At 70.2% G+C, this 12,092-nt stretch carries 11 protein-coding genes; all 11 read right to left on the reverse strand.

The window, feature by feature from the left end; genetic code table 11:
• Positions 1 to 5: 5 nt before the first annotated feature.
• Positions 6 to 986, reverse strand: coding sequence for a dTDP-glucose 4,6-dehydratase (gene rfbB, locus M8J73_RS02635; protein ID WP_055537125.1), 981 nt, complete (start codon positions 984 to 986; stop codon positions 6 to 8).
• A complete protein-coding gene (rfbA, locus tag M8J73_RS02640) occupies positions 983 to 1,891 on the reverse strand; it encodes a glucose-1-phosphate thymidylyltransferase RfbA (protein WP_055537126.1) in 909 nt (302 codons plus the stop codon). The genes rfbB and rfbA overlap by 4 nt, the downstream gene beginning before the upstream one ends.
• A 353-nt stretch (positions 1,892 to 2,244) precedes the next feature.
• Entirely contained in the window at positions 2,245 to 2,538 is a 294-nt protein-coding gene (locus M8J73_RS02645) for a glycosyltransferase (protein WP_107423902.1), read from the reverse strand.
• Positions 2,539 to 2,574: 36 nt separating this feature from the next.
• Positions 2,575 to 4,587, reverse strand: coding sequence for a carbamoyltransferase family protein (locus M8J73_RS02650; protein WP_055537134.1), 2,013 nt, complete (start codon positions 4,585 to 4,587; stop codon positions 2,575 to 2,577).
• Between the two features lie 483 nt (positions 4,588 to 5,070).
• On the reverse strand, positions 5,071 to 5,814 hold the full coding sequence (locus M8J73_RS02655; RefSeq protein ID WP_055537127.1) for an NAD-dependent epimerase/dehydratase family protein: 744 nt from the start codon (positions 5,812 to 5,814) through the stop codon (positions 5,071 to 5,073).
• A complete protein-coding gene (locus M8J73_RS02660) occupies positions 5,814 to 6,863 on the reverse strand; it encodes a Gfo/Idh/MocA family protein (RefSeq protein ID WP_055537128.1) in 1,050 nt (349 codons plus the stop codon). The genes M8J73_RS02655 and M8J73_RS02660 overlap by 1 nt, the downstream gene beginning before the upstream one ends.
• The gene (locus M8J73_RS02665) at positions 6,863 to 8,365 is read right to left on the reverse strand and encodes an NDP-hexose 2,3-dehydratase family protein (protein WP_055537129.1); all 1,503 of its coding nucleotides are present in this window, start codon (positions 8,363 to 8,365) and stop codon (positions 6,863 to 6,865) included. Before M8J73_RS02665 ends, M8J73_RS02660 begins: the two co-directional genes overlap by 1 nt.
• Before the next feature lie 248 nt (positions 8,366 to 8,613).
• Positions 8,614 to 9,867 carry a glycosyltransferase gene (locus tag M8J73_RS02670; protein WP_055537130.1) on the reverse strand — a complete coding sequence of 418 codons (1,254 nt, stop codon included), beginning with the start codon at positions 9,865 to 9,867 and terminating at the stop codon, positions 8,614 to 8,616.
• A 191-nt stretch (positions 9,868 to 10,058) separates the two neighbouring features.
• Positions 10,059 to 10,727, reverse strand: a complete 669-nt coding sequence (locus M8J73_RS02675) for an O-methyltransferase (RefSeq protein WP_055537131.1) — start codon at positions 10,725 to 10,727, stop codon at positions 10,059 to 10,061.
• A gap of 116 nt (positions 10,728 to 10,843) precedes the next feature.
• Positions 10,844 to 11,167, reverse strand: coding sequence for an Rv0250c family protein (locus M8J73_RS02680; RefSeq protein ID WP_055537132.1), 324 nt, complete (start codon positions 11,165 to 11,167; stop codon positions 10,844 to 10,846).
• Between the two features lie 20 nt (positions 11,168 to 11,187).
• Positions 11,188 to 11,973, reverse strand: a complete 786-nt coding sequence (locus M8J73_RS02685) for a thioesterase II family protein (RefSeq protein WP_249828179.1) — start codon at positions 11,971 to 11,973, stop codon at positions 11,188 to 11,190.
• Between the last annotated feature and the right edge of the window lie 119 nt (positions 11,974 to 12,092).

A 12,092-nucleotide genomic window follows, 5' to 3' on the forward strand; every position in this document is an offset into this window, starting at 1 on the left:
CGCTCTCAGGCGGGCTGCCGACGCTTGAGGGGCTCCCACCAGTCCCGGTTGTCGCGATACCAGGCGAAGGTCTCGGCCAGCCCGGACTCGAAGTCGTGCCGCGGACGGTAGCCCAACTCGGTCCGCAACCTGGTGCAGTCGATCGCATAGCGCCTGTCGTGGCCCTTGCGGTCCGGTACCTGCCGTACGCGCGCCCAGGTCGCGCCGACTGCCGCGAGCAGCCGCGCGGTCAGTTCCCGGTTGCTCAGCTCGATACCGCCGCTGATGTTGTAGACACGGCCCGCGACACCGCCGGCGCGGACCAGCTCGATGGCCGCGCAGTGGTCCTCGACGTGCAGCCAGTCGCGCCGGTTGAGCCCGTCGCCGTACAGCGGGACGTCACCACCGTCGAGCAGCGTCGTGAGGAACAGCGGGATGATCTTCTCGGGGAACTGCCGCGGCCCGTAGTTGTTGCTGCACCGGGTGACCCGCACGTCGAGGCCGTGGGTGCGGTGGTACGACAGGGCCAGAAGGTCCGAGGCCGCCTTGGAGGCGGCGTAGGGGGAGTTGGGGTCGAGGGGGTCCCGCTCGGTGCGGGAGCCGCTCTCCACCGAGCCGTAGACCTCGTCCGTGGACACGTGCACGAAGCGGTCGACGCCGTGTCGCAGCGCGGCGTCCAGCAGGGTCTGGGTGCCCGTGACGTTGGTGCGCACGAAAGCGTCGGCGGAGGCGATCGAGCGGTCCACATGGGACTCGGCGGCGAAGTGCACCACCTGGTCGGCCTGTTGCATCAGCTTGTCGACGAGGGGGGCGTCGCAGATGTCGCCCCGGACGAACGTCAGCCGGGGATCGCCGAGATCGAGATTGTCCAGGCTCCCGGCGTAGGTCAGGCTGTCCAGCACCGTGACCTCGGACACGCCGCTGCGCTGTGCGGTGCCGCCCGCGAGCAGCATCCGTACATAAGCGGAGCCGATGAAGCCGGCGGCGCCGGTGACCAGCAGATTCACAGCTCCTCCGAAGGAAGCGGAAGCAGCACGCCCGCCTTGCACAGGCGCGCCCGCTCCATGACGTACTCGCCGTAGGGCGAATTGCCCATGCTCGCACCCAGCGCTTGGCAGTCGTCCGGGTCGATGTATCCCATGTGCATGGCGATCTCCTCGATGCAGCCGAGGCGGGTGCCCTGCCTGCGCTGCGTGTCCCTCACGAAAGTGCCCGCTTCGAGCAGGGATTCATGAGTGCCGGTGTCCAGCCACGTGACGCCCCTGCCGAGCCACACCAGTTCGGCGGTGCCCATCTTCAGGTAGACACGCAGCAGGTCGGTGATCTCCAGCTCGCCCCGGGGGGACGGCTCCAGGTCTCTGGCGATGTCCGTGACCTGGGCGTCGAAGAAGTACATCCCCGGGATGGCGAGCTTCGAGCGCGGATTGAGGGGCTTCTCCTCGATGGAGACGAGTTCGCCCTGCGCGTTGATCTCGGCGACTCCGAACCGCTCCGGGTCGGCCACCTCGTGGCCGAACAGCACACAGCCACCCATCTTGAGCGCGGTACGCCGCAGCATGGCGGGCAGGTTGGCGCCGTGGAAGAGATTGTCGCCGAGGACCAGCGCGCACTGCTCGCCCCGGATGTGGTTCTCCCCCACGAGGAAGGCGTCGGCGATGCCGCGCGGCTTGTCCTGCGTGGCGTAGACGAGGGACAGCCCCAACTGCCGGCCGTCGCCCAGAACCGCCTGGAAGGCGGGGAGGTCGGCAGGACGCGTGATGATGAGGATGTCCCGGATGCCCGTCAGCATGAGCATGGAGAGCGGGTAGTAGATCATCGGCTTGTCGTAGACCGGCGCGAGTTGTTTGGAACCCGCGAACGTGAGGGGCTGGAGGCGGGTGCCGTTGCCGCCCGCCAGAATGATCCCCTTCATGCGCTCCACGCTCCCTCGTGATCGGTGTTTGGGCATCGTCCGGGGGCCCGTCCTGAGCCGTTCTCCTGCGCGGCTTGGGGGAGCGGGGCCGAATACCGGCGCGGGGGACTTCGAGCAGGGTCATTGCATGTTCGGGATCGGGACGGTTCGCCGGTCCCGTACATGACGTGACGTCATGTCTCGGCCTGGGCACAGGGGTTCCCCGGGAAGCTGACCCTTTTCCGGCATCGAGGCGATCAGCACGGCCGTCCGTTGCGGGCTGTCCGAGGGACGCGTCGGTGGTCCCGCACCATGCCCTGCTGACCGAGGGCGTCCACGACGGTACGGGAGCCGCGCCTACCTGCCTCCGCAGCTCACCCTGCGAGTGGGACAGCTGTGCCGCGGCGGCCCGTATCCCGGTGCGCGCGTCTGCTCAGATCCACGGCCCACGCCGCAGGGCGGCCCGCATCGTCGGATCGCGCAGCACCGACTCGGCGAAGCCGGCGGGCAGCGCTTGGAGAGCCGGAACCGGCCCGGTCGGCCGAGCCCCTGCACTCCGCCCCGGCTGCCGGCACCACCTCGTGCCCGCGAGCGTTCAGCTCAACGCCGAGCACCACGAACGGCTGTACGTCACCGCGCGAACCCATGGTCAGCAGGACGATCCGCATCGTTCTCCTCGAGTCCGTCACTCCGCCGGACGGGCGTCAGGCCGGGGTAATCGTCAGGTACCGCTGCTGCCAGATTTCGTACAGCTCGGCACGCACCTCGTCGGGGACGACGCCGGCCTCCTTCGCCAGCTCGCCGACGGTGCGCACGCCGTCCACGACGCTGAGCAGCGTGAACAGCTCCTCCGACACCTTGGTCACCGGAGCTCCGGCGTAGTCCAGGGAGATCTCGTGCCAGGCGGGACCGGCTGCGGCGGCCCCGGTGCCGAGTCGGCGCGCCAGCCTGGTCACCGGCCGCAACCGGGGAACGAGTGCGTCCAGGTCGGCCGATGGGTCCGCCGAACGCCGGCGCACCAGGAAGTCCTCGACCACCAGGTAGTCCAGATCGGTGGTCAGGAAGCACGTCACCACGTCGTCGATGGTCTGCACGATCGGCTCCGCGTTGTTGTTGAAGGACGTGTTGAGCAGCACCGGTGTCCCGGTGCGCTCGCCGAAGGCCGCGACGAGCCGGTGGAACCGTTCGTTCGCGACCGGGTCGACGACCTGCACTCGCGCGGTGCCGTCGATGTGGGTGACCGCGCCCAGTTGCGGCCGGCGCTCCTCGCGGACGGGAACCACGTAGGACATGAAGTCGTAGTTCGCCTCGGTGGCGGGCAGGTCGAAGTAGTCGGAGGCGGCCTCGGCGGTGACCACGGGCGCGAACGGCCGGTAGCTCTCCCGCTGCTTCACCATCGCGTTGATCCTGGTCTGGTTCTCCGCCGGCCGGGCGTCCGCGATGATGCTCCGGTTGCCCAGCGCCCGCGGGCCGAACTCCGAACGTCCTTGCGCCCAGCCCAAGACCGCACCGTCGGCCAGCAGTCCGGCCGCGACCGGCACGATGTCCTCGTGCCGCTCGAAGTCGAGCGCCGCACCCCACGCGCCCAGGCGGTCGCGGACCTCCGCCTCGGTACCCAGCGCGGGGCCCGAGCTCGCGGTGCGGGACCGGCGGACCGGCCGGGCCGCACCGCCCAGCTGGTCGGCCGCGAGGAAAGCGGCACCCTCGCTCGCGCCGGCGTCGTGCGACGCCGGGTGCACGAACACCTCGCGGAACAGCCCGGAGCGCAGGATGTTGCCGTTCAGGGTGGAATTGTGGGCCACGCCGCCGCCGAAACACAGCCGGGACAGGCCGGTCGACTCGGCCCAGTGCGTCAGCACATGCAGCACGATCTTCTCCAGCGCCTCCTGGGTGGCGGCGGCGAAGTCCTTGTGCTGCTGGGTGAACGGCTCGCCCTTGCGGCGCGGCGTGATGCCCCTCGCGAGCATCGACGGGCCGACCAGGTCGGGCACCGACATGTTCGGCAGCAGGTTGTAGTCGCCCTTGTCGCCCAACAGGTACAGCGAGCTGACGGCGTCGCGGAAGGTCGCCGGGTCGCCGTAGGGTGCCAGGCCCATCACCTTGTACTCGTCGCCGAAGCCGTAGCCGAGCAGCTGGGTGGCGTTGAGGTAGAGCATGCCCAGTGATTTGAAGACCGGGTAGTCGGCCAGCTTCTCCAGCCGTCCCTCGCCCGCCCGGTAGACGGTGCCGGAGTTCTCCTCGCCGCGGCCGTCCAGGACCAGCACCAGCGACTCCGGTATCCCGGACCGGGCCACCGCCGCTATCGCGTGCGCGTCGTGGTGCGGGGTGAAGACGAGCTTGTCGTCGCCGAGATCCCAGTTGAACTCCTCGGCGAACCACTGCTTGATCAGCTGGCGGCAGTACACCGTGGGCACCTTCGGGTGGACGGTGTAGAAGAAGTTGAGCGTGGTGTCGACGAAGTCCTCAGGGAAGTAGTACGCCACGCCGTCGAGCTGGTCGACCGTCACCCCCGCCACATCCAGGCAGGCGCGGATCGCGTTGACCGGGAACTTGGTGGTCTTCTTGATCCGGTTGAACCGTTCCTCCTCGACGGCGGCGATCACCTCGCCGTCCCGCACCAGACACGCGGCCGAGTCATGGAACAACTGGTCCGGCATGAGGGGGACGAGATCCGAGTCCCGCGCGGAGAAGTTTCCGCTCAACCCGAGCACCAACATCGTGACCACCCCAATGAGTCGTTGACTTGACAACCCGCCTGCCGTCAGGCGGCGGCCCCTGCCGGACCACGACACTGAGTGGATGCGGGCCCTGAGAGTTCGTCAGCAGCCTAGGCGGGACGGATAGCGGATGAATATCGCCGACGGCTGGACCGGACGCGCCTGGTCAGGACGGCAATCCGTTGCGCGGCAGCGGAAGCCGATACCGCAGGCTCAGGGCTCCCGGTGGCGTCCGTGGCCCGCACAGTGGCCATGAAGGCGATCCGCATAGCCCCTGCTCTCGAGGCTGCGGAGTTCGGCCTCACCGAGTGCGACAAGCAGTTCGGCGCGCAGTACCCCGGCGCGGTCGATGTATGGCCAAACGCCTGGGACGAGTTCGCCCCGTTCCTCGACTCCCGCCCGAGCTTCGCAAGTTCGGGTACACCACCGATGCGATCGAATCCATCAACTTCCGGCCGGCGGGAAACGCCGGCTGAGGCGAGCTCAGCCGGCGTAGTCGGCCACGTACCGGTCGAGTAGCCGATCGAGGTAGCCGGCGCCGCCCGGCAGGACGGCGGTCGGCAGCAGGGCCCGCAACCGGGCGGTGGAGACCGTCGTGCGTACCGGCGGGGCGTCGACGACCTCGAGCCGGGCCGGCAGGCCCATCCGAGCCCGCACCCCGGCGGCGATCGCGGTCACCGGAACCGGGGTGCCGGAGGCGACGTGCACCACCTCGCCGTGCACACCGGCCGCCAGCAGACCGTCCACAGCGGACACGACATCGCGCACGTCGACCAGATCTCGGTAGGTGTCCCGGTACAGTCGGACGGTTCCCGAACGCACCTGCTCGACGAACGCGGGCAGCAGTTGGTGCGGCCGCTGTCGTGCGCCGACGACGTGCGCCAGCCGCAGCACGAGCCAGTTCGCGCCCGACTCCGCCACCTGCCGCTCCAGCCCGAGTTTGTGCCAGCCGTAGGGCGAAGTCGGCGAGACGGGTTCCCGTTCCTCCACGATGCGGTCGGTCGAGCCGTACATCGCGTGCGACGCGGTCGACAGCACCACCGCGGTCAGGTTCTCTCGCAGGCAGCGCTGCGTCACATCGACCATGAGCGCCCGCTCCCTGGCGAACTCCGCCGGATCGGTCACCCGTACGCTGGACACACCGGCAGCCACCACCACGGCGTGCGGGTGCCGGTCGGCGATCGTGCTGAGGTGGCTTGCGATGAAGCCCCGGCCGATGACGAGCATCAGTGTCCTCCGGACACGGTGACGACGCGAGCGGATGCCCTGACGGCGTCGAGAAGTTCGGCGGTGCACAGGGTGTCGGCGTTGGACGCCGCTGCCGAGTTCGGCACGCCGGCTCGGCGGGCCCGGACCTCGGCGGCGAAAGCAGCGGCCGATCGGGCGAACTGATCGGCGGCCGGCGTCACGATCTCCTCGGCATGGTCCTGTTCATCGATGCGCAGCACCGGCTGGTGGGTCGGGGGTGGGGTGAACGCGCGCTCCAGCAGCAGCTGGGCGGACGAGCCCCACAGCCGGTAGCGGGAACCGTAGCTGTGCCGGAAGCCGAACTCGGCCGTCACGACCACGTCGCCGGTCGCGAGCAGCGCGCTGCCGGACACGTCGACTCCGGTGACCGGATCCACGTGCAGCACCGCGCCGGCGACCTCGATCTCGTTGCCGAAGAACAGTTGTGCCGCCCGGATCGGGTACACACCGACGTCCAGCAACGCCCCGCCGCCCAGTTCGGGCCGGTAACGCACGTCGGCGGCGGGAAGCGGCGGGAAACAGAACGAGCTGGTGAAGTGCCGAGGCTCGCCGATTCGACCGGCGGTCACCAGGTTCCGCACGACGGCGTGCACCGGGTGGTGCAGGAACGTGAAGTTCTCCCGCAGCACGAGGTTGTTGACTTCGGCCAGGCGTACCAGATCAGCGGTGTCGGCGGCGCACGTCGTCAGCGGTTTCTCCGCCAGGACGTGCTTTCCGGCCGCGAGCGCGGCCGCAGCCCACTCGTGATGGAGGGAGTTCGGCAGCGGGACGTAGACGGCGTCGATGTCGGCGCGCTCCAACAGCGCCGCGTACCCTTCGATCGGCTCGCCACCGAACCGCTCGGTGAACGCCGCGGCCCTGGACCGATCCCGGCTCGCGATGGCCGCGACCGACACCCCGGCCGTAGCGGTCAGAGCAGGGAGCATTCGCCGCCACGCGATGGATGCCGCCCCCAGCACACCGATCCGCACCGTCGCCGCCGGGTCGAAGTCCGCTCCGGGGGCGGGTTCCGCGAGAGGCTGGACCATCAGGCTCCCCCACCCGGCGCGACCGGACTGTCGTCATCGAGGCGAGCCACGAGGCTGTGCAGGCACGCCACCAGACTGCGGGCCTGCACGTTCACGTAGTGGCTGTGCCGTAGCAACCCGACGATCTGGGCCATGGTCATCCACCGGTGCCGGGCCGGTCCGGCGCCGTGCGCCACCACCGGGTCGACCTCGACGATCATGTGCCGGGTACGGGCGTGGAAGAACCGGCCGCCCTCCTCGGAGAGTTCGGTGTCGAACCGGATCCGGTCGGCCGGCGCGGCCAGCACGTCGTCCAGGAAGGGCGGCCTGGCCTCGGCCGGCAGGTGCTCGTAGCTGTCCGGCGTGCACTGCACCGTCGGCCCCAGCTCGACGAAGTCCAGGAGCCCCGGCTCCACCTGGACGCCGACCAGTACGTGCAACACCCCGGAGAACCGGGCGACGAGGAACGCCACGACACCGAGCCCGTGCGGGGCGATGACCGGCTGCGTCCAGCTGTCGATCTCGCGGCCCCCGCCGTCCACCGCGACCGCGCGGACGTCGAAGAAGACGCCCGTGTCGTGAGTGATCCGGTCGGGCAGCCGGCGCCAGCCGCGCACCTCGCACAGCGGGATCGGGGTGGCCTCGACCTCGCGGCGGGACCGCAGGTCGGTGATCCAGCTGAGGATCTCGCCGTCGGTGTGCAGTGCGCCCCACGCCGTTTCGATCGACCGCACCAGGGCCGCCCGGAACCCGGACGCGCCACAGCCCAGCTCGCCCACGAGGTTCGGTCCGGAGAAGGACAGGCAGGACAGCACAGTGCGCGTGTTCATGTTGACCAGGTGGTCCTCGGTGAGCAGCGCGTGCACCTGGCCCAGTGACAGCCAGCAGAAGCCGGGCAGCACCTCGACGTCCGCGGTGGTCTCCACGACGATGTTGCGGTTGCGTTTGCGGTAGAACCACGAGCCTTGCTCGGACTGCAGCACGTCGGCGAGCACCGACTGCGGTGGCGCGGACAGGAACATGTCCACATAGGGCACCGGGCGGCCGCGGTGTACCGCGGTGTAGTTGCTCTGCGTGGCCTGCACGGTCGGGGACAGTTGCAATACGTTGCAGTTGCCCGGCTCCATCTTGGCCTGCATCAGGCAGTGCAGCACCCCGTCGAACTCCTTGACCAGGATGCCCAGCACGCCGGTCTCCGGCTGATTGATGATCGGCTGCGACCAGCTCGCCACCGGGCCGTGAGCGGCGGCCACCGACAGGCCCTCGATGGTGAAGAACTTTCCGCTGTCGTGCACCAGGTTGCCGGTGTCGTCAGCGAAACGCCAGCCGACCAGGTCGGCGAAGTCGATACCGGCGACCGTGGTGGTCCTGGCCACGGCCAGCCGTTCGGCGAACCAGGACCGGAAGTCCGGTGTGGCCGTCACGGTGCCCTGGGTGGACAGTGCCGACCGGACGACACGCGGCGCCGCCGACGGGTCGCGGGTCCGAAGTAGACCACCGGGGGTGACCGGGGATGCGGTCATTCGGACTCCTTCGTGGATACCCCGACCTTCAGGCCCGGGAAGAGAACGAACTTCTGCGGAGCACGTGAAGACTGGGGAACTCGTGCAAGACCGATGGCCGGCACTCCCGCCATCGCAGTGAAAGCGGATCGACAGCGGGCCGTGAAGCGGAACGTGCGACTCGCGAGGGTCGGATCTCCCTGCCGAAGCCAGGAGAGCGGTCAAGCTTCCTCCAGTTACGGCTGGGGAAGGACTGCCACCGGAAGCCGTCAGCGCCATGTGACGGCGTGCTTCTCGATGACGTCCGCGGCGGCGGCCACGCCTCGATCCGCGCGCACCGCCGCCGCCAGCTCCGCCACCCGAGTGGCGATCGCCGGATCGTCGACGGCGGTGCGCACGGCGGCGGCCAGCCGGTCGCCGGTCAACCGGGAGAACGGCACCGGCGGCGGTGCGACGCCCAGCGTGGCCATCCGGCTCGCCCACACCGGCTGGTCCGCATAGCAAGGTACGACGACCTGTGGCACGCCGGCGGACACCACGGCCGCGGTGGTGCCCTGGCCGCCGTGGTGCAGTACGGCAGCGGCGCGGGGCAGCAGCCAGACGAAGTCGGCGCTTTCGGTCCGGATCGCCTCGACGCCGGCGGGCAGCGGGCTGTCCGGGCCGCCGACGACCACCAGCCGGTGTCCGGTTGCCGCCGCTGCCGCCACGCTCGCCGCGAGCAGGCCGGGACCGTCCACCGCCCAGGCGCTGCCGAAGGTGGCCACCAGCGGCGGATCGCCGCGTTCGACGAACTCGGTCACCTCCGCCGGATTGTCCCAACGCACGTCGTCCGACCAGTACCCGGTGATGTGACAGTGCTCCGGCCAGTCTGCGGGCGGCGCGAACACGTGCGGGCTGAACTGGTACAGCAGCGGCCGGGTGACCCCGTCGTCACGGAAGGGCGAGCGGAGCCCGAGTCGCGGCAGCCCGGCGGCGGTCCGGCCGCGGTTCACGCTGGGCCGGTACACCAGCCACTCCAGCGCGCCCATGGCCCGGTGGGTGAACCGGTTGTAACCGCCGCCCAGCGGCAGCTCCGGCGCGCCCAGCGCGGGCCACGCAGCGGTCTCGGTCACCGGCCAGGACGCGACCGAACACCACGGCACGTCCGGCCGGCCCAGCGCGCCGATCCGGGTCAGCGTGGTGTTGACGACCATGTCCGCGCCCTCGCCGGCGGCCACCATCTCGTCGATCAGGGCCTGCTGCTGGGCACCGGTCAGCCGTGGCGCCGCCATGGCCATCCGGTACATCGACGGCCCACGCCGCAAGGCGGCCTGCACCTTCGGATCGCGCAGCACCGAGTCGGCGTAGCCGGCGGGCAGCGCTTCGAGAGCCCGGAAGCCGAGACCGGCCCGGTCGGCCATGCTCCTGAACTCCGCCCCGGCTGCCAGCACCACCTCGTGCCCGCGAGCCTTCAGCTCAACGCCGAGCACCACGAACGGCTGCACGTCACCGCGCGAACCAATGGTCAGCAGGACGATCCGCATCGTTCTCCTCGAGTCCGTCACTCCGGCGGACGGGCGTCAGGCCGGGGTCAGCGTCAGGTACCGCTGCTGCCAGTGGCCCTCGCCCGTCGATGAGCTGACAGCCCGCCCGCCATCGAGCAGTCCCGGGCCAGGCCGAGCCTAGGCGGGACGGATAGCGTCCGAATATCGCCGGACAGCGGAACCCGGCGCCGTCAGGCGTCCTTGCGCCGGGCGAGCGTGATGCCGTCGGCCATGGTGAGCATGCTCAGATCCACCCGCTCGTCCGCGCGCAGGCGGGCGTTGAGTTCACGGATGCCCGCGGTGTCGGCGTCCGTGAACTGCGGATCGGTGACCCGGCCGAAGAAAAGCGTGTTGTCCACGACGACGAGGCCGCCGGGTGCGAGCAGTTCCAGGGACAGCTCGTAGTACCGCGGGTAGTTCGCCTTGTCCGCGTCGATGAACACCAGGTCGAAGACGCCCGGGCCCTCGTCGGCGAGCAGCTTCTCCAGGGTCTCCGCCGCGTCGCCCACCCGGAGGTCGATCAGGCCGTCCACCCCGGCCCGCTTCCAGAACTCCGCGCCGATCGACGGCCAGCGATCGGTGATGTCGCACGTCACCAGTCGTCCGTGGGTCGGTAGGGCGCGGGCCATGCACAGGGTGCTGTAGCCGGTGAAGGTGCCGATCTCCAGGACCGCGGCCGCCCGGGTGAGCCGGACCAGCAGCGCGAGGAACTGGCCCTCCTCCGCGGGTACTTGAAGGGCGACGCCGCCGGGCAGCCCGGCGGTCGCTTCGCGCAGTTCCAGCAGGATGTCGTCCTCGCGCAGCGAGGTCTGCCTGACGTACTCGAGAAGCCGTGGCGTCATGCCGATCTGCTCAGCCATGGGGGTCTCCGTCTAGGTGGGAGTCGGTGTGAGCGGCATGGCGGGCGGTGGGGGAGCGCCGGACGACGAGCCGTGCGTGTTCGGGTACGGACCCGCCTCGGCGTCGTTCCGCTCGGTCAGCGCCCGGCGTGCCCGGGGGTGGGGGAAACCTGGGGGCCGTGGCCGCCCACGCCCTCGTCGTCCGCGCCGTGCCACAGCCTGGCGTCGTAGGGCATGTCGGACACCGGAATGGTGGCTCGTTCTCCGGCCGGCGGGCGGGCCGACACAGCGTCGGCCGGTTCACCGACGAGTGCGCGGGCATGGAGGCGCAGCCGTTCCACGTCGTCGGCCAGTCTGGTGAGCGCGGGAGGCTCGCCGAATCCGGAGGACCGCAGTGAGCCGACGCAGTGCGCCAGCCGGTCGAGGGCGCGGAGAAGTTCTCTGATGGCGGCTGGGGGCATCGAGCTTCCTCCGAGTCTGCCTAATGCGTGCCCGCGCCGAAGACCGGGAGCGAGCTCAGATGATCGCGGACCGTGCTGTGCACCGCGTCCGGATGATCATTGAGAAAGAAGTGGCCGCCCTTGAACACCTGCGTGGTGAACGGCCCTTCCGTGTACTCGCGCCACGCCTCGACCTCCGCCACGGCCGCCCGCGGGTCGGCGTCCCCCGTCAGCGCCACCACCGGGCAGCGCAGTGGCGGTCCCGGCACATGCACATAGGTCTCCGCCGCGCGATAGTCGCCGCGGATGGCCGGCATGACCATCTGGAGGATCTCCGGGTCGGCCAGCGCCACGGCGCCGGATCCGCCCAGCAGCTCCAACTCCCGCAGAATTCCCTGGTCGTCGCGCTGGTGGATGTACTCACTGCGTTCGAAACGTGGCGCCCGGCGCCCGGAGAGAAACACGGTGACCGGGCTGTTCGCCCCGCCCTCCCGCTCCAGTCGGCGCGCCACCTCGTAGGCGAGGGTGGCCCCCATGCTGTGCCCGAACAGCGCCAGCGGCCGGTCGTCGGCCGATGCGGTCAGGACCGGCACCAGCCGGTCGACCAGCTCCGGAACGTTGTCGACGCACTTCTCGGCCCGCCGGTCCTGACGGCCCGGGTACTGCACCGCCAGCACCTCCGCCGTGGGCGGCAGCGCGTTCGCCATGGCGTGGTAGGCACTCGCCGATCCGCCGGCGTGCGGGAAACAGACGAGTCGTGTCCGGGCCCGGGGGGCGGCCACGAAGCACCGGAGCCACAGGTCCGGTTCCTCGGCGCTTCGATCCATCGTCCGTCCTTCGTCCTGGTAGGTCATGTGCCTGCCGGCAACGTAACGGAGGTTAGGCAGCCCGAATCGGTGGCGGCCACCCCTAGCCACCCCCTACAACCCCCAGAGATCCTCCCAGC

This window comes from Streptomyces neyagawaensis, assembly GCF_023516595.1.
GTDB lineage: Bacteria > Actinomycetota > Actinomycetes > Streptomycetales > Streptomycetaceae > Streptomyces > Streptomyces neyagawaensis.